20 protein-coding genes are annotated in these 17,706 nt (G+C 60.5%); 3 read left to right on the top strand and 17 right to left on the bottom strand.

Annotated elements, in window-relative coordinates; translation table 11 throughout:
* Positions 1-3: 3 nt before the first annotated feature.
* The 14 genes from ybgF to ruvC all read right to left on the bottom strand — a co-directional run bounded on the left by ybgF (position 4) and on the right by ruvC (position 10,631).
* A complete protein-coding gene (gene ybgF, locus ACI2KA_RS14785) occupies positions 4-1,017 on the bottom strand; it encodes a tol-pal system protein YbgF (protein WP_404503227.1) in 1,014 nt (337 codons plus the stop codon).
* A 158-nt stretch (positions 1,018-1,175) separates the two neighbouring features.
* Positions 1,176-1,709 carry a peptidoglycan-associated lipoprotein Pal gene (gene pal, locus ACI2KA_RS14780; RefSeq protein WP_404503226.1) on the bottom strand — a complete coding sequence of 178 codons (534 nt, stop codon included), beginning with the start codon at positions 1,707-1,709 and terminating at the stop codon, positions 1,176-1,178.
* A gap of 209 nt (positions 1,710-1,918) precedes the next feature.
* Positions 1,919-3,226 (bottom strand): Tol-Pal system beta propeller repeat protein TolB, encoded by a 1,308-nt coding sequence (tolB, locus tag ACI2KA_RS14775; protein WP_404503225.1) that lies wholly within the window; start codon positions 3,224-3,226, stop codon positions 1,919-1,921.
* A 20-nt stretch (positions 3,227-3,246) separates the two neighbouring features.
* Positions 3,247-4,416 carry a hypothetical protein gene (locus ACI2KA_RS14770; protein WP_404503224.1) on the bottom strand — a complete coding sequence of 390 codons (1,170 nt, stop codon included), beginning with the start codon at positions 4,414-4,416 and terminating at the stop codon, positions 3,247-3,249.
* A gap of 9 nt (positions 4,417-4,425) precedes the next feature.
* Positions 4,426-4,887, bottom strand: a complete 462-nt coding sequence (gene tolR / locus ACI2KA_RS14765) for a protein TolR (RefSeq protein WP_004445732.1) — start codon at positions 4,885-4,887, stop codon at positions 4,426-4,428.
* 52 nt (positions 4,888-4,939) lie between these two features.
* Entirely contained in the window at positions 4,940-5,659 is a 720-nt protein-coding gene (gene tolQ / locus ACI2KA_RS14760; RefSeq protein WP_003497570.1) for a protein TolQ, read from the bottom strand.
* A 261-nt stretch (positions 5,660-5,920) separates the two neighbouring features.
* Entirely contained in the window at positions 5,921-6,361 is a 441-nt protein-coding gene (ybgC, locus tag ACI2KA_RS14755) for a tol-pal system-associated acyl-CoA thioesterase (protein ID WP_045019133.1), read from the bottom strand.
* A complete protein-coding gene (locus ACI2KA_RS14750; RefSeq protein WP_404503223.1) occupies positions 6,358-6,894 on the bottom strand; it encodes an NUDIX hydrolase in 537 nt (178 codons plus the stop codon). Before ACI2KA_RS14750 ends, ybgC begins: the two co-directional genes overlap by 4 nt.
* Positions 6,891-7,418: an NUDIX hydrolase gene (locus ACI2KA_RS14745; RefSeq protein WP_404503222.1), complete on the bottom strand. Its 528-nt coding sequence runs from the start codon at positions 7,416-7,418 to the stop codon at positions 6,891-6,893. The genes ACI2KA_RS14750 and ACI2KA_RS14745 overlap by 4 nt, the downstream gene beginning before the upstream one ends.
* On the bottom strand, positions 7,418-7,996 hold the full coding sequence (locus ACI2KA_RS14740) for a DinB family protein (protein ID WP_404503221.1): 579 nt from the start codon (positions 7,994-7,996) through the stop codon (positions 7,418-7,420). Before ACI2KA_RS14740 ends, ACI2KA_RS14745 begins: the two co-directional genes overlap by 1 nt.
* Before the next feature lie 36 nt (positions 7,997-8,032).
* A complete protein-coding gene (locus tag ACI2KA_RS14735; protein WP_404503220.1) occupies positions 8,033-8,251 on the bottom strand; it encodes a DUF2945 domain-containing protein in 219 nt (72 codons plus the stop codon).
* A 52-nt stretch (positions 8,252-8,303) separates the two neighbouring features.
* On the bottom strand, positions 8,304-9,344 hold the full coding sequence (gene ruvB / locus ACI2KA_RS14730; protein ID WP_404503219.1) for a Holliday junction branch migration DNA helicase RuvB: 1,041 nt from the start codon (positions 9,342-9,344) through the stop codon (positions 8,304-8,306).
* Between the two features lie 128 nt (positions 9,345-9,472).
* Positions 9,473-10,090, bottom strand: coding sequence for a Holliday junction branch migration protein RuvA (gene ruvA / locus ACI2KA_RS14725; RefSeq protein WP_003523218.1), 618 nt, complete (start codon positions 10,088-10,090; stop codon positions 9,473-9,475).
* A gap of 28 nt (positions 10,091-10,118) precedes the next feature.
* Positions 10,119-10,631: a crossover junction endodeoxyribonuclease RuvC gene (gene ruvC, locus ACI2KA_RS14720; protein WP_004445748.1), complete on the bottom strand. Its 513-nt coding sequence runs from the start codon at positions 10,629-10,631 to the stop codon at positions 10,119-10,121.
* A 249-nt stretch (positions 10,632-10,880) separates the two neighbouring features.
* Here ruvC and ACI2KA_RS14715 point away from each other — a divergent pair, with 249 nt between their 5' ends.
* Both ACI2KA_RS14715 and ACI2KA_RS14710 read left to right on the top strand, forming a co-directional pair.
* Positions 10,881-13,187 carry a methyl-accepting chemotaxis protein gene (locus ACI2KA_RS14715; protein ID WP_404503218.1) on the top strand — a complete coding sequence of 769 codons (2,307 nt, stop codon included), beginning with the start codon at positions 10,881-10,883 and terminating at the stop codon, positions 13,185-13,187.
* A 145-nt stretch (positions 13,188-13,332) separates the two neighbouring features.
* Positions 13,333-14,334 (top strand): LLM class flavin-dependent oxidoreductase, encoded by a 1,002-nt coding sequence (locus tag ACI2KA_RS14710; protein WP_404503217.1) that lies wholly within the window; start codon positions 13,333-13,335, stop codon positions 14,332-14,334.
* Between the two features lie 58 nt (positions 14,335-14,392).
* On the opposite strand, the gene ACI2KA_RS14705 is transcribed toward ACI2KA_RS14710, so the two are convergent.
* On the bottom strand, positions 14,393-15,139 hold the full coding sequence (locus ACI2KA_RS14705) for a YebC/PmpR family DNA-binding transcriptional regulator (protein ID WP_404503216.1): 747 nt from the start codon (positions 15,137-15,139) through the stop codon (positions 14,393-14,395).
* Positions 15,140-15,334: 195 nt separating this feature from the next.
* Here ACI2KA_RS14705 and ACI2KA_RS14700 point away from each other — a divergent pair, with 195 nt between their 5' ends.
* On the top strand, positions 15,335-15,838 hold the full coding sequence (locus tag ACI2KA_RS14700) for a pyridoxamine 5'-phosphate oxidase family protein (protein ID WP_404503215.1): 504 nt from the start codon (positions 15,335-15,337) through the stop codon (positions 15,836-15,838).
* Positions 15,839-15,883: 45 nt separating this feature from the next.
* Here ACI2KA_RS14700 and ACI2KA_RS14695 read toward each other — a convergent pair whose 3' ends face one another.
* The gene (locus ACI2KA_RS14695) at positions 15,884-16,726 is read right to left on the bottom strand and encodes an MBL fold metallo-hydrolase (protein WP_404503214.1); all 843 of its coding nucleotides are present in this window, start codon (positions 16,724-16,726) and stop codon (positions 15,884-15,886) included.
* Positions 16,727-16,846: 120 nt separating this feature from the next.
* Positions 16,847-17,671 carry a TIGR00282 family metallophosphoesterase gene (locus tag ACI2KA_RS14690; RefSeq protein WP_065117395.1) on the bottom strand — a complete coding sequence of 275 codons (825 nt, stop codon included), beginning with the start codon at positions 17,669-17,671 and terminating at the stop codon, positions 16,847-16,849.
* Positions 17,672-17,706 lie beyond the last annotated feature (35 nt).

Genomic DNA, 17,706 nt, shown 5'->3' with positions numbered 1-17,706 from the left:
AGATCAGCAGCTCAGCCGCTTCTGTTCGCTCGCAACCTTGTTCAAGACGGTCTTGGACGCATTGGGATAACGCTTCGGCACCTCGCGCAACGTGGCGCAGGCGGTTTCGGTATTGTCGAGCGCGGCAAGCGACATGCCGAGCTTCATCAGCATTTCAGGGGCCTTGGGGGATTTGCCATAGGCCTGATGGCCGTTCAAAAACGTCTTTGCGGCTTCGTTGAACTTGCCCTGCGAATATTGCGCCTCGCCCAGCCAGAAGCTCGCATCCGCAGCCTTGGTGCCCTTGGGGTAACCTTGCAGATATTGCTGGAAGCCCTGTTCCGCCAGCTTGTAGTCGCCGGAAAGGACGTGGCCATAAGCGGCCTGGTAAATATCGCTTTCGCTGGTCAGCGCCGCCGTGTTGACCGGATCGGTCTTGCGGGTGCCGTTGCCGGTGCTCACACCGGGAAGGCTGCCGGACGAATTGTTGGCGTTCTGATTGAGCGTGCCGCCAACCGGCATTCCCCGGGAATCGAGTTCGATCGAGCCGAGCGTCGTTTCGCCCGGCGCGCCCGTCGGCGCACTGGACGGAGCAGACGACGAAACGGAAGCGCCACCCTCGGGTGGCGTTTCGATGATGGTTGCAACGTCGTCGGTCGGCGGCGTGGCCGGATTGACCGGACTGGCCTCCGCCTTCTTTTTCGGCGTCGCCGGGCTTGCGCCCTTGCCGCCGGCATTGCCGCTTTCCAGTTCCTGGAAGCGGAATTCGTTGTCTTCCTGCGCCTTGCGGATCGTTTCCTGCATCTGCAGAAGCTGGAAGCTCATTTCCTCGATACGGCCGTTGAGCTGCCGGATCTGCTCTTCGAGCTGCTGAACCCGATAGGCTTCATTGGCCTGAACCCGGACGACCGGGGCCTGTTGAGAGTTGATCGTGCCGAAGCTACCCCCCGCACCGAACAGCGGACCCGAAACGGCAATGCCGCTCAGGCCGGTGCAGGCTGCAAGCCCCAGCATTCCCGCCACGACAAGTTTCTTCATCTCATTCGTCCTGCCTTAACTGATTTGCGCCGGAATGACGCAAGCCGGATTCTTTCCATATCGACCGAAAAAGCAACTTAACTTCGGCCAAACTATGAAAAAAACAAAAGGCGGCCCGAAGACCGCCTTTCATTCACGTTCACAATTGCGTCAGGCGATTACATGCCCGCGCCACCGAGAACCGTCACGGCGCGGCGGTTCTGCGACCAGCAGGAAATGTCGTCGCAAACGGCGACCGGACGTTCCTTGCCGTAGGAGATCGTCTTCATGCGGCTGGCCGGAACGCCCTGGGAGGCCAGGAAGTCGCGGGTTGCCGCCGCGCGGCGTGCGCCGAGCGCAAGGTTGTATTCACGCGTACCGCGCTCGTCGGCATGGCCTTCGACGGTGATGGCGTAGTTCGGGTAACGGGCGAGCCACTGTGCCTGACGCTGCAGGGTCTGCTGGGCGTCGGCGCGGATCGAGGTCGAGTCCGTGTCGAAGAAGATGCGGTCGCCGACATTGACCGTGAAGTCCTGCTGGGAGCCCGGCGTTGCGGAGCCCGCGCCACCAAGGCCGAGTTCACCGGCGCTGTTCGGCATGTTCTTCTTGTTCGCGCAGCCTGCAAGAGCAAGCGCGAGCGTCATGGCGATGACAGCCGGGTTACGGGCCAGTTTCTGTATGGGGCTGAGTGCCGAAATATGTGTACGGCTCATCGCCGGTCTCTCCTTGGAATTTCAATAACGTTGCCAGACACTAACGGATCGCAGTTAATAGCCGGCAAACGCTTATGGTTAACAGAAAGGAAATGTCCCACTTTTTTGCTCCCTCACAACACTTTGCGGCAAGAAAGAGGCGCTTTCCCGTAAGGCATGCGTAAAACATGACGGCGCCGGTTCACACCGGCGCCGTCATGGCAGTCATATCAATCCAGAAGCGGCGACCAGGCCGGATCCGAAGCGAAGGTCGGCGTCTTGATGAGCTGTTCGTTATAGCCCGTCAGGTCGATCGAATAGAGCTGCGGACCGCCGGCGCCGGCGTTCTGGCGGAAGAACATCAGCACGCGGCCATTCGGCGCCCAGGTGGGGCCTTCATTGTGGAAACCGCTGGTCAGGATGCGCTCGCCGGAACCATCAGTCTTCATCACGCCGATCGAGAACTTGCCGCCCGACTGCTTGGTGAAGGCGATCAGATCGCCGCGCGGCGACCAGACCGGCGTGGAGTAGGACCCATCACCGAAGGAGACACGCTGCTGGCCGGAGCCATCGGCATTCATGACGTAGATCTGCTGGCGGCCGCCGCGGTCGCTTTCGAAGGCGACACGCTGCCCGTCCGGCGAATAGGACGGCGCGGTATCGATCGCCGCCGTATTCGTCAGCCGCGTCGTGGTGCGCGAGCGCAGATCCATGGTGTAGATATTGGCATTGCCATCCTGCTGCAGGCTCATGATGACCTTCTGGCCATCCGGCGAGAAGCGCGGCGAGAATGTCATGCCGGGGAAATTGCCGACAACTTCACGCTGCCCGGTTTCCAGCTGCAGCAGATAGACGCGCGGCTGCTGGCCCTCGAAGGACATGTAGGTGACTTCCTGGCGGTTCGGCGAGAAGCGCGGCGTCAGAACGATGTCGTTCGAATTGGTGAGGTTGCGGACGTTGAAACCGTCCTGGTCCATGATCGACAGCTGGCGCTTGCGGGCCGTCTTCGGACCGCTTTCGGAGACGAAAACGACGCGGGTGTCGAAGTAGCCCTTTTCGCCGGTGATGCGCTCATAGATGGCATCGGCGATGATATGGGCGACACGACGCCAGTTTTCCGGCTGGGTAAAGAACTGCTGGCCGGTCATCTGCTGGTTGGCGAACGTATCCCAAAGACGGAATTCGGCGCGCAGGCGGCCATCGCTTTCGCGCGTCACGCGGCCGGTCACGAGCGCCTGGGCGTTGATGACCTTCCAGTCCTCGAAACGCGGCTGCTGATCCGGATTGCTGATCTTTTCGATGAAGGCGCTTTTATTGACCGGCGCGAAGAGGCCGGAACGCTGCAGGTCGGCGGCGATGACCGCGGACACCTGTGCGCCGATACCGTCGCCCGACATGAAGTCGGTGATGGCGATGGGCAGCGGCTCGACATTGCCCTTGTTGATGTTGATTTCCACCCGCGCAAAAGCCGGTGCAGAGAAAACCGACATGAGGGCCGCGACAGCGAGCACCAGCCGGATCGGCGAAAATATCTTCATGTTGCCAGGCCTTTCAGCATTCATAGCAATTCACTGGGATCGAAGTTCACGACGACTTCGTTCCATGCATCATATTTGTCGGCAGGAAGGTTCGTGAACGGAGCAGACCGCATGATGGCGCGATAGGCTCCGCCGGAAAGAGCACGGCGCGTTCCCTCGGAACCACCCGTGGCCTCGATCTCGGGCCGACCGATGATGGAACCATCACGGTCGAGCTTCATGGTCACCCGGACGCGAACGTCCGAGGCATCCGCCATGCCGGGAATGATCTGCCAGTTCTTCTGGATCGCACCGCGCAGCGCATCCATTTCCGTCTGGCTGAGCGTCGAACCGCCCGTGGTCTTCTTGCCGCCAAGCGAAGCCTGCTGGGTGGAGCGCTTCGCACCGCCGCCGGAGGGCGCCTGCTTGTTCAAAAGCGCGGCAATATCGTCGGCATTGAAGTCGCTTTCCTTCGAAGACGTCGCTTTTGCGGTCTCCTGCTTTTTCTCGCCGGGCTTCTTGTCGGACGGCTTGTCCGTGGATTTCGCCTGATCGGGCTTGGTCTCCGCCGGCTTTTCGGCAGGCTTCTGCTCGGCAGGCTTGGTCTCTGCCTGCTTCGGCTCTTCAGGCTTCGGCGGCTCGGGGCGGGCGTTGGGACGCGGCACGTTCTGCGGCACGGGAATTTCGGCCGGCTCCTGCTGCGCGGGCGGCGGTTCCTCCGCCTTGGTTTCCTGCGGCGGCGGCTCCGTCTTCGGCTGCGGCGCGATTTCCGGCTTGGTCTGCGGCAAGGCGGCCATTTCCTGCGGCTTCGGCGCCGAGGTCTCTTCCTTGACGATGTCCTTCACCTCATTCGCCTTGGTATCGACGACCGGCTGCGGCTTTTCCTGCTTGGCGGGGGCGGCGGCGCTGAGATTGTCGTTGGGCTTGGTCGTCGGGGTCGGCGGCGCGTCGAGATCGGCTGTGTTGTTACCGACATTCTGGGCGTTTTCGACGATGTCAGGGCGCGTGGTCGGCACCGGAGCCGATTTTTCCGCTTTCGGCGCATTCTTGTCGCCCTGCTGGATCTGGCTCAGCTCCTCGATGGGCACCAGTTCCACAGGCAGGGCTTCGGCCTGCGACACGTCGAGCGGCTCCGGCGAGCCCAGGGAAACGAGGGCGAAAGCCAGAAGCGACGCGTGCACGATCGCGGATGTGGTAAGGCTGCCCTTCATCGTTTTACGTCAATTGTCCTGTTTCTGCTGGGTCACAAGGCCGATATTCTTGAAGCCCGCCGCCTGGATGCGCGCCATCACATCGGCAACGACGCCGTAGGCGGCAACGGAATCCGCACGCACGAAGATACGCTCGTTATAACCGGTGGTGGCGATCGCCTGCAGCTTGTCGGCCACCTCGGCCGCCTGGATTTCGGTTTCCTGCAAATGGATCTGGCCATTGGCATTGACGGAAATCGTGATCGGCTGCGTATCCGAATTCAGCGCATTGGCGGAGGTCTGCGGCAGATCGATCGGCACGCCGACCGTCATCATCGGCGCGGCCACCATGAAGATGATGAGCAACACCAGCATGACGTCGACAAGCGGCGTCACGTTGATCTCGCTGATCGCGCCGCCCCGGCGCCGTCCGCCGCGCCCACCCCGGCGTCCACCGGAACCGCCGCCGCTGCCACCTGCTGACATACCCATATCATCTACTCCATTTTGCCTTGCGGCAAATTACTGCACAGCATGCGGCCGCTTACTGGGCGGCCTGCCGTGTCTGAAGTTTTTCATCGATCTGGCGCGACAGGATCGCGGAGAATTCGTCGGCGAAACCTTCCATGCGGGCGGAAAGCTTGTGCGCATCGGCCGTGAACTTGTTGTAGGCGATAACCGCCGGAATAGCCGCGACAAGGCCGATGGCCGTTGCCAGAAGCGCTTCGGCGATACCCGGCGCCACGACCGCAAGGTTGGTCGACTTCGAACCGGCGATCGCCTGGAACGAGGTCATGATACCGACAACCGTGCCGAAGAGGCCGATGAAGGGACCTGCCGAACCGATGGTGGCGAGCGAACCGAGGCGCGCCTCGTATTGTTCGCCCTCACGCGCAATGGTCACGTCCATCGCCCGGTCGATGCGCATCTGCAGACCGATGGGCGAACGCGCGCCGCGTTCGAAGGATTTTTTCCATTCCCGCATGGCGGAAACGAAAATTGCCGCAAGGCCGCCATTCTGGCGTTCCGCCAGCGTGCGGTAAAGCTCCTCGAGCGACTGGCCCGACCAGAAGACCTGTTCGAACTGGTCGAACTGGCGCTTTGCCTTGCCGAAGCTCACATATTTGTCGAAGACGATCGCCCACGTCCAGACCGAGGCGGCGATCAGTCCGATCATCACGAGCTTCACGATGAGGCCCGCCTGCATAAACAGTGCCCAGAGACTTACATCGTGCGTCGCCGCTGCCAAACCTGCCTGTTCCATAAATATCCAATCCCCGAATCCAAACGCCCGGTACGGGACCGGGCGATTCAAACGCGTGTTAACGCTCGAAGTCATGCGGCAACAGCCGTTAACCCCTTTGCCATACCCCGATACTTGCCAGTAAGCCTTACTTGCCAATAAATTTGGTGAAAGGAAGGCGTGCGCCGCACAAATGCCAGTTGCTAAAGTAAGACACCATTATGGTTAAGGGAGTGTTACAGCCAGGGCATGCCGGGCGGATTTACTGAACCGGGCCGCCAATTACTTCAGGAATTTTTCGGCCACGGTCTCCGGAAGGCGCCTTGGCCGGCCATTGGCATTGATGACGGCGATGATGACCTTGGCGGCGACCAGCAAGGTTTCGCCGCGCCGGATTTCCTGATTGAGCACCATTTTGGCGCCGCCGGCTTTCTCGGTGACGGTGGTGATCGTCAAGACGTCATCCATCCGCGCCGGCGTCTTGAAATCGATCTCCATGCGGTGGACGACGAAGACCAGCCCCTCCTCGTCAGCGGTCAGAAGCGCGCTCTGTTCGCAGCCGAGGCAACGCAGGTAATCGGTGCGGCCACGCTCGAGAAAATGCAGATAACGCGCGTGATAAACGAGGCCGGAAAAATCCGTATCCTCGTAATAGACCCGTTGCGTCAGGCGATGCCCATGTTCGATGAGTTCACCGGAAAGCGAAACCACTAGCTCGCTCATAATGTCTCCTTGGTCAGTGCGTCCGGAGCGGTGCCACCTTCGCGGACGATGAGATGCTCGTGGCGCGGAGGCAGAGCCTCAATGCGGTCTGCAATAAAACGAGGCCTGAGATCCTGCTCCAGCAGGGTGGAGGATTGCGCGCGCAGCCAGCGGAACTCCACCTCGACACCATCCAGCACCCGGTGAACGATATCGCTTTCATGGAAAGGCAAAGCCTGGCGAAGCGAAACCAGATAATAAAATGCCAGCTCATGCGCGGCATAACCGTCATAAGCAAAAAAATTCTCGGCGGACCATAAAAGGCGTTCAACCGAACAATCCCGGTCAAGTTCCTCACCAATTTCACGGAGGATGGTTTCTTCGGAACTCTCGCCGATCTCGGCCCGCCCACCCGGCAACGCCCAGTAGCTGTCCTTTGCGCCGCGCTGGACGAGAAGATGGCCGTTCTGGAAGATCAACGCCGCCACGCGCATGCTGAAAAGCTGCGGTTTCCGGTCCAGCCGGATCATATGGCGTAGAGGCGCAGCTGTCATTTATCGTCCAGATCGCCGTCATGCCAGACGAGATGTCTGGTCGTCTGCGGCAGATGTTCTATTTCGTCGGCGATGAAATAGGGCGGAATATCAAGCGCCGTCAATGCCTGCCGCGTTGCCGCAACCCAGCGGAACTCCAGTTCATTGTCGCCGTCCTGAACGCGGTGAATGATATCGGCCGGATGAAAGGCCAGCGTCTCCGGCAAGTCCATCAGGTAATAAAATCCGAGTTCGTGCCAGTCCTTGCCTTCATAATGGAAGAAATTTTCCACCGCCCAGAGAAGGCGTCCCACCTTGGCCTCGACGCCAAGCTCTTCCACCATTTCGCGCGCCAGCGTTTCTTCGGAGCGTTCGCCCATTTCGGCGCGGCCGCCCGGAAAGGTCCAGAATTTTTCATGCGACGCGCGGTGCACCAGCACATGCCCCGCACGAAACGCCAGCCCCGCCACCCGCATCTGGAAAATGCGCTTCGGCTTGAACTTGATGCGGATACGGGTGTCCTGGCTTTTGTTATCGTGCGCCATCATGCTGACCTGTGGGCTGGAAACATCAAATCATCTTCCGTCCACCCTAACGCATCCATCGCGTCTTTTCTCGCCTTTGCATCGTCTCCCACAATGAATTCATCCAGTTGCGGCGGTTTGACCGCGGTGCCGGACAACATCGCATGCGCCTGCCCGCGATGATGCGTCTGATGCTGGAAGAGATGGGACAGGACATCGTCGCAGCGATCCCGCTGGATGCGCGTGCCGCGATGGATATGGACGGTTGCCGCAAGGCCGCCTTCATCGAGACCGTCGACAAATGCGATCAGCACCTCGTCCAATGCCGTCTGGGCGACATGCAGATCCGCCATGGCGGCGAAAGGCTCCTCTTCGGCAAAGGCCGCAAGGCCGAGTGTGCCGCCCTGCAGGGCATCGATATAAAACCGGTCGACGGTGTAGATGTGGTTGAGCGTCGCGCGCAGCGTCGGAAAGAAACTGACACGGGAGGCGACAAACGCGTCCTGCGAAAGCTGAAGACAGGCCTGGTGCAGCCGAAAATTGGCCAGCCGGTTGTTGCGCGCGAGTTTGCGGAAGACCCGCAGTGGATCGTAAGACATGAAGGTTCCTCCATTGCCGCCGAAGGACGGCGTCGCTCAATCGACGCGCTCAAGCTCCGATCTGCTTTTCAGAACCTTCGCGCCGTCTTCCTGTTCGATCAGATAGGCGGGCTCCTGCCTGCTCGCCTTCCGCTTTACCGTTGAACCGGAAAGGATGCGTTCGACGTCGCTCGTGAAAGTCTCGACGATCTTACCTTCACCGGTTCCGCTGCTCCAGTTCCAGCGGACCTTCGTTCCCTTGCGATATGCCGACATGACCATCTCCGTGCCAAAGACGATCAAATGCCGGCACGCCGGCCTTGTTCCCTCAATCATCCTCCAGCGTCAGGCGAAACTGCGCCGCGTCGAGATCTTTCGGCGGCTGCATGCCAAGGTGTTTCCAGGCCGTGGCGGTCAGAATACGCCCACGCGGCGTGCGCTGGATGAACCCCTGCTGGATCATGTAGGGCTCAATAATGTCCTCGATGGCATCGCGCGGCTCCGAAAGCCCGGCGGCGATGGTTTCGATGCCGACCGGGCCGCCGCCGAAATTGACGGCGATCATGGTGAGGTAACGCATATCCAGCTGGTCCAGACCCATATTGTCGACCAAAAGCCGCGTCAAAGCCTCATCGGCAATCTCGCGCGTGACGGCTTCCGCCCGCGCCACCTCGGCGAAATCGCGCACCCGGCGCAATAGCCGTCCGGCGATACGCGGCGTGCCACGCGCTCGCCTTGCCACCTCGCGCGCGCCGCCGTCGGTCATATTCAGCCCCATCAGCCGCGCCCCGCGCCGGACGATCAGCTCCAGTTCATCGACGGTATAGAAAGCCAGCCGGACGGGAATGCCGAAACGATCGCGCAGCGGCGTCGTCAGCAGGCCGAGACGGGTGGTGGCGGCGACAAGGGTGAATTTGGAAAGATCGATCTTCACCGAGCGCGCCGCCGGCCCCTCGCCGATAATGAGATCGAGCTGGAAATCCTCCATGGCAGGATAAAGAATTTCCTCCACCGCCGGGTTGAGGCGGTGGATTTCATCGATGAAGAGGACATCGCGCTCTTCGAGATTGGTAAGAAGTGCGGCGAGATCGCCCGCCTTGGCAATGACCGGCCCGGAAGTGGACTTGAAATTGACGCCAAGCTCCTTGGCCATGATCTGCGCCAGCGTCGTCTTGCCGAGGCCGGGCGGGCCGACGAACAGCACGTGATCCAGCGCTTCGCCGCGATTCTTGGCGGCCTCGATGAACACCTTGAGATTGGCGCGCGCCTCCGCCTGGCCGGTAAAATCATCCAGCGACTGCGGGCGCAGCGTGGTGTCGATATCCTCACCGCGCTTTTCCGGGGTAATCAGTCTTTCCGCATCGCTCATTCAGGGCATTCCATTGTTGTAGCCGAATTCATCAGGTGACCGCCGCCGCTATATCATGACTATCGCAACAACGCGCTTCACGAAATTCAGGATATGCACGGGCTCCACGTCCACTTGACGGGCCATCCTTACCGCGAAAGCTCCTTCAGCCCGAGCCGGATCAGCTTGGCGCTGTCGCCGCCCTCCCCGCCATTCTTCAGGGCGGCAGCAACCGCATTGGCCGCCTGATCGCGTGAATAGCCAAGATTGGTAAGCGCTGAAACGGCATCCGCCACCGGCGCGGAAGCAACGCCTTCCCCAAGTTCCTGCTTGAGGCCAATCGAGGCCGACGCTTCTCCCGCAAAGGCGGGCGCCTTGTTACGAAGTTCGGTCACGAGACGCACGGCCACCTTCGGCCCGACGCCGGGCGCGCGTGAAATCATCGTTTTGTCCTGTAGCGCAATGGCATTGGCGAGTTCGGAAGGCGAGAGCGTGGAAAGGACGGCCAGCGCCACTTTCGAGCCAACCCCCTGCACGCTTTGCAGCAGATTGAACCATTCCCGCTCCAGCGCCGAGAGAAAGCCGAAGAGCTTCAGCTGGTCCTCGCGCACATAGGTCTCGATGAACAACACCACCGCCTCCCCGACGGAGCCGATCTTCGACAGCGTACGCGCCGAACAATAGGCGACGTAACAGACGCCGTGCACATCCACCAGCACGTAGTCCGCGCCGATTTCCTCGATGCTGCCTTTCAATTTTCCGATCATGATGCCGCCCGCTCAGTAAGACATATATTCAACCGGCCGCCAGGAGCCGCCGCATCCTGTCACCGCCGCGATTATGGGCGTGGCAGATGGCGATGGCGAGCGCGTCCGCCGCATCGTTACCCTTGAATTCAGCCTTCGGCATCAGGATTTTCAGCATCATGTGAATTTGCTGCTTTTCGCCGTGCCCGACGCCGATGACGGCCTTCTTGACCGCATTGGGCGCATATTCGAAGACCGGCAGCCCGGCGCGCGCCGGAACCAGCATGGCGATGCCGCGCGCCTGGCCGAGCTTCAGGGTCGCCACCGCATCCTTGTTCACGAAAGTCTGCTCCACCGCCGCCTCGTCGGGCTGGTGACTGTGCACGATTTCCGCCAGCCCGTCATGCAGCTGGCACAGCCGGGAGGCGAGGTCCATATCCCCATCCGACGTCACCGTGCCGGAGGCGACAAACCTGAGGCTGTTGCCAAGGGTATCGATCACACCCCAGCCGGTGCGACGCAGTCCCGGATCGATGCCGATGATTCGAATCGTCTTTTGCATGAGCTACCTTATCTTTCCGGCTGCGACCCTGCCAGCGATAAGTGAACAAAACGACAACATTCATCAAATTTGCAGTGCAGCATTTACCTCTGCTTAAACCGCGTACCGCATTGTTCTGCCACAAAATCAAAAAAAGGGGAGCTGCGGACATGATGATCCGCAGCACAACATGTTCGCCATATCAGCCGTCCGATGGCGCCATCCACGCATGGCGCGGGAACTGATCCGGCATTAGGGGCTTCATCGGCCATGCTGAACCGTTTTCATTCCATATCCACCAAGGTGCTGGTGATTTTCCTGGCACTGATGGCAATCTCGACCGGGGCTCTCACGCTCCTCGGTTATCAGAGCAGCAGCGGCGTTCTCGAGGAACAGGCGTCGAAGTCCATGGAGAGCATTCTCGTCTTTCGCGGCGATATGCTCCAGGAGCGTCTTGAGCAGCTGAAAACACAGGCGGATTCCATCGCCAAGATCGAATCCCTGCAAATGGCCGTTGTTTCCATGCGCAGCGGCTGGGCCACCGTGCAGAAGAATTCGGGGGACGCGAAGGCGGAACTGCAGCGCGTTTTCGTCAAGGAAAACCCCTTCACCGACAGGGAAAAGCTGATCAAGCCCGAAAGCCCCAGCGGCTTTTATTATTCCACCCATGAAAAGACGCAGACGGATATCGGCGGTTATCTCCAGGGAACGCCGTTCAGCGACGTCCTCTTCATCGATCCCGCCGGCGCCGTCTATTATTCCTATCTGAAAGGACCTGCGTTCGGCGAAACAATAACGGCCGGCGTCTGGACGGAAAGCGGCCTCGGCGCGGCTTTCGCGCGCGGCGCGGCGAATGCTGAAAAGGCCGTGAACGATGTGGCGCAGACCAGTTTCTCCGGGTTGCGGATCGATGCCGCCACGAAAGAGGCGGGTATTTATTTCGGCGTTCCGGTCGTCAAATTCGGCGCGTTCAAGGGAATAGTTCTGTTTCGCGTCAAGGAAGATGTTTTCGCTCAGATACTTACGAAAGGTATCGCCGCCGGCAGTTCAGAACAATCGGCGATCATGGCCGCCGACGGCAAGGTTCTGGGTGTGGACAGCGAAAAGCTGGTGAGCCTCGACCCGGCCGTCTATGGTTTCCACGGCGAAGCCCTGAGCGCGACAGGCATGACCATTGCCAGGATCGACCGCGCGGATGGCGAAGCCAATGCCTATGCCCGCCCCTTCTCCTTTGCCGGCGAAAAATACCTTGCCGTCGAAACCATATTGCGCAGCGAATTGAACGCCGGCTCCGTCTCGATTGCCGGCACGCTCGCGCTGATCGGCCTTTGCGTTCTGGCCGCCATGTGCGTGGCGACGGCATTTTTCGCGCGCCGCCTGTTCGCGCCGCTGGAAAAGCTTGCCGGGCTGACCGGCGAAGTGGCTGCGGGCCGTCTCGACGCCGAAATCGGCAATCAGGACCGCGGGGACGAAATCGGCCGTATGGCCCGCGCCCTTGGCAGCTTCCGAGACAAGCTCATCTTGCAGCGGGAAATGGAAGAAACCGCATCGCGTGCACGGGAAGAGGCCGAAACGGCGCGCCGCGCCCATCTTGCCGAGCGTGAAGCCGAGGCCGGCACCCTGCAGATGGTCGTGCAGTCTCTGGATGAGGGGCTAGACCGGCTGGCGAATGGCAATCTCGCCTATCGCATAGAGACCGTCTTTCCCGATGATCTCGAAAGCCTGCGCCACAACTTCAATACGGCGCTTGCACGCCTCAGCGAGACCATGCAGGCCATTGGCGGCAATTCCGCCGCTGTCCGTGGCGGTTCCGAAGAGATGCGGGTGGGCGCCGACCAGCTGGCGGAACGCACAGAGCGGCAGGCGGCCTCCATCACCGAAACGGCCAGCGCCATCAAGGCGATTACCGCAGCCGTCCGCGACCAGATCGAACGCGCCGAGCAGGCAACACGGATCGCCCGCGATGCCAGCACGGAGGCGACGGCATCGAGCCGGGTGATGGAGCAGACCATCGCCGCCATGGAGGCTATCCAGACATCATCGCGCCAGATCAACCAGATCATCGGCGTCATCGACGAAATCGCCTTCCAGACCAATCTGCTTGCCTTGAATGCCGGAGTGGAAGCAGCCCGCGCCGGCGAGGCCGGCAAGGGTTTCGCTGTCGTGGCGCAGGAAGTGCGCGAATTGGCACAGCGTTCGGCGGCGGCCGCGAAAGAAATCACCAGCCTGCTGAAACGCTCCACCGACGAGGTTTCCGCCGGCGTGACGCTGGTGGAAAAAGCCGGCGCGTCTCTGACCGGCATCGGCCGACATGTGCAGACCATCAGTACGCGCATCGAGGAGATCATGGAATCCACCCGCGAGGAAGCGCACACGCTGTCGGAAATCAACAGCACCGTCGCCAGCCTCGACGCCATGACCCAGCAGAACGCCGCCATGGTGGAAGAGACGACGGCCGCCATTCACAATCTCGCTTCCGAAGCGGGTGAAATGGATGGCAGGCTCGGACAGTTCGTCTTGGCTTCGGAAACCGCGACGGGGCATCATGAAAGCCGGCAATTCCGGCGGGCGGGCTGAGGCGGCCCAGTCATATGGAAGACAGGGGCCTCTCCGGAGGCCCCAATTTTTTTGAACCATCCTTCAATTCTGCGCGACTTCTCTGGTAAATCGGGACACGCGCCTTACATCCGCAGCAAAGACTTGGATTTCGCAGGAGCGTCGGATGATCCCCTTTTCCATTCTCGACCTTTCGCCCATCGGCGAAGGCGAGAGCGTCAGCGAGGCGCTTGAAAATTCCCGCCGAATGGCGATCAAGGCCGAAGAACACGGCTATAATCGCCTCTGGCTGGCGGAGCACCACGGCATGCCGGGCATTGCCAGTGCGGCAACCTCACTCGTCATCGCCCATGTGGGCGCGGCCACCAAACATATCCGCGTCGGTTCCGGCGGCATCATGCTGCCCAACCATTCGCCGCTCGTCATTGCCGAGCAGTTCGGCACGCTTGCCGCACTTCTGCCGGGCCGCGTCGATCTCGGCCTCGGCCGTGCGCCCGGAACCGACATGCGCACAGCGCGGGCGCTGCGCCGCAACCTCGATGCCGGCGCGGAAAACTTCCCGCACGATATCGTCGAACTCCAGCGTTACCTCGGCCCGCCGCAGCAGGATCAGGCCATTCTCGCCGTGCCGGGCATGAATTCCAACGTGCCGCTGTGGCTGCTCGGCTCCAGCACCTACAGCGCGCATCTCGCCGCCGCACTCGGCCTGCCTTATTCCTTCGCCTCGCACTTCGCTCCTGACATGCTGATGGAAGCGATCCATATCTATCGCGAGCGCTTCCAGCCCTCCGAGGTACTGGACAAGCCCTATGTGATGGTGGGCGTGATGGGTGTCGGCGCCGATACGGACGAGGAGGCGCAGCATCTCTTCACCTCGTCGCAGCAACAATTCGTCAATCTGCGCCGCAATGTGCGCACGCAATTCCCCAAGCCAGTGCACAGCATGGACGGCTACTGGAACGAAATGGAGCGCTTCTCGGTCGAACACACGCTGCGTTTCGCCGCCGTCGGTTCACCCGAAACGATCGAACGCCATCTCGACGGCTTCCTGGCGGAAACGCAGGCGGATGAGCTGATCGTCTCCATGCCCATCCACGACATCGAAAAGCGGCTGCGTTCGGTCGAGATCTTTGCTGACGTGCGGACCTCTATCAGGAAGGCCGCCTGAATAAAAAAGCCCCGGAGCGGTATCGCTGCCGGGGCTTTTTTAAAAAAAACATGAAACGTCAGGCGGAAAGCTTGGCGAGAATTTCTTCGGACACTTCGAAGTTTGAATAGACGTTCTGCACGTCGTCATCGTCTTCGAGATTGTCGATGAGCTTCATCAGGGACTGCGCCTTTTCCTCATCCACCGGCACCGTGTTCTGCGGCTTCCAGATGGCCTTGACGCTATCGGCTTCGCCCAGCACGCCTTCCAGCGCCTTGGAAACCTCATTCATCGCTTCGAAACCGCAGATGATGGTGTGGCCGTCTTCGCTGGATTCGACATCGTCGGCACCGGCCTCGATGGCCGCTTCCATGACCTTGTCGGCATCGCCGACTTCCGCCTTGTAGGTGATTTCGCCGACACGGTCGAAGGAGAAGGAAACGGAGCCCGTTTCACCCAGTGCACCGCCGGCCTTGGTGAAGATGGAGCGCACGTTGGAGGCGGTGCGGTTGCGGTTGTCGGTCAGCGCCTCAACGATGACGGCAACACCGCCCGGGCCGTAACCCTCGTAGCGGACTTCGTCATAGTTCTCGCCTTCGGCGCCCGCCGCCTTCTTGATGGCGCGCTCGATATTGTCCTTCGGCATGGACTGGGCCTTGGCGTTCTGGATGGCCAGACGCAGGCGCGGGTTCATATTCGGGTCGGGCATGCCCGTCTTTGCCGCAACGGTGATTTCGCGCGCAAGCTTGGAAAACATTTTGGACCGCACGGAGTCCTGCTTGCCCTTGCGGTGCATGATGTTCTTGAACTGTGAATGACCAGCCATGGAAAACCTGATTGTCGTAATTTGGAGATTGCGGGCCTTATAAGTGCGATAGGCCCGTCGTTCAAGCCCGCAGGCACTTTCTCTTCCTTAAACAATGGAAGGAACTGATTTATCCGCTTCTCGTTCTGATCATGAACACGGCGGAAGAAGACATGGTTTTTCTCCGCCGCAGCATCAGACCGGAAGGAGAAACATATGGTCAGCCTGACTGAAGCAAGAGAAGCACCGGCGCGCCAGCTCTGGGACGAAATCAACTCCGTCCATGCCGGCATGCTCGGTCTCGAAGGCCTGCACACCCACATGCAGCCGATGGCGCCCCATGCTGACCCCAAGACCAATACGATCTGGTTTTTCTCCAAAAAAGACACCGATCTGGTGAAATCATTGAAATCCGGCTCGCGCGCGCATTTCTGCCTTGTCGGCAAGGATCATGATTATCACGCCTGCCTCTCCGGCATTCTGGAGGCGCGCGACGACCGGTCGAAGATCGACGAATACTGGAATTCCGTCACCGCCGCCTGGTACGAGCACGGCAAGAGCGACCCGCAGCTGACAATGCTGGCGCTTCATGTCGACGATGCCGATATATGGGCGTCGACGGACAGCACCCTGAAATTCGGCTGGGAAATCGCCAAGGCCAACATGTCCGACGACAAGACGCCTGACGTCGGCGTTCGCCAGCACCTCACATTCGCCTGATCGATCGACAACCGGGCTCCCCCGGCCTTCCCCGTCCGCCGCCTGCTACATGCCTTTCGGCACCAGTATCTGCGGCTGGCGGGGAAGGTTTCTCATCGAAACCCGTATAACCGGCTCCGTCGCATAGGCGACCTGGAAACTTGCGCCGAACATCGTCAGGAACTGCTCGAGCGGCGGCCCGGTGCGGTGCATCGGCAGGATCAGCGCGGAGCGCAGGCGCTTGACCACCCTGCTCATGCTGTCCGCCCCCATGGTCAGGCCGCCATCCACCGGCACCATCAGCACATCCAGCCGGCCTATTTCGGCATAATGCGTATCCGTCAGCTCGTGATGCAGATGGCCAAGATGGCCGATACACAGACCGGCGACTTCAAATATGAAAATGGAATTGCCGTTTTCCTGAAAGGATTCGTAGTCGCCCCAGCGGTTGCGGATATCGGTGGCGACGTTGCGGATGTAGACGTCCCCCACCAGCACCTTGTGATCGGCCTTTTCTCCCGGCGTATCGCTCCAGCCATGCAGCACATGTTGAATGGCTGGATCGGGGCTGAGAGTGAAGTGGGTGGAATGCGCCCGGTTCATCGTCACCACCGTCGGTGTGACGGGCGGACGGTACACACCGTTGTAATCGGTCGCGATCGTCACCCCGCCGGGGCTCTCGATGAGATAGGTGGAGTGGCCGATGAAGCTGATCTTCACCTCTTCCTTGGCCGAGGCCTGGGCAAACTGGACGCCCTGCGGATTGAAGCTGGCGAACATGACGCCGGGAATATTGCGGGCGATCGCCTGGCACTGGCTGACGGGAGGACGGGTTTCCGTCTGGGAAAAGGCGGTTCCCAAGCAGGCGATGAGACCCGTTATTGCAAGCATTAGCACGCGCAGCATCATGCCACTCTCCTGAACTTGCGAAGGTTCGGAGGATGGGACAGGTTTTGTCGGGCGTCCAGTTGCAAGAGTGGCGGAAACGCTCACAATCTCGTCATTGTGAGCGACCGCGGGACGGCAAGCTCAGGCCCAGAAGGACGGAAGTGTTTCCGCAAGCCGCGGGCCGATGCGCAGCGGCGCGATCTTTTCGGCAAGTCCGGTGCGGTCGGATATCTCGACGCCGACGCCGCAGATCGTCGCAGGGCCGCTCGCCGCCTCGAAGCGCCCCTTCGGCATCTTGGAGATGAAGCGGTTGATCGGCTCCTCCTTCTCCATGCCGAGAGAGCTGTCATAATCGCCGCACATGCCGGCATCCGACATATAGGCGGTGCCGCCGTTCAAGATTTGCGCATCGGCCGTCGGCACATGCGTGTGGGTCCCGACGACAAAGCTCGCACGGCCGTCGACAAAATGGCCGAAGCACTGTTTTTCGCTGGTCGCCTCGGCATGGAAATCGAAAATGATCGCGTCGGCCTGCTCCTTCAGCGGGCAGGCGGCGAGAATGCTCTCCGCCGACTTGAAGGGATCGTCAAGCTCCGGATGCATGAACACCCGGCCCATGATGTTGGCGACAAGCACGCGCGCACCGTTGCGGGCGTAAAAAATACCCGATCCCTTGCCCGGCGTGCCATCCGGATAATTGGCCGGCCGCAGGAACTGGTCGTGGCGCTCGCAGAAGGAAACCGCTTCCTTCTGATCCCAGACATGATTGCCCGTGGTCACCACATCCGCACCGGCATTGATGGTCTCGAGATAGATATCCTCGGTAATGCCAAAACCGCCGGCGGCGTTTTCACCGTTGACGATCACGAAGTCCAGCTTCAGATCGGAAATCAGCCCCGGCAATTGCTCCCAGACAGCCGTGCGCCCGGTCTTTCCAACCATGTCTCCGAGAAAAAGAAGCCTCATTCACCCGCCCCGATCTTGCGCATGTTTCAAAAATT

Source organism: Agrobacterium sp. NPDC089420 (genome assembly GCF_044900305.1).
In the GTDB taxonomy this organism is placed as follows: Bacteria; Pseudomonadota; Alphaproteobacteria; order Rhizobiales; family Rhizobiaceae; genus Agrobacterium.
The sequence above is the reverse complement of the archived record's forward strand: the minus strand, read 5'-3'. Positions and strand labels throughout refer to the sequence as shown.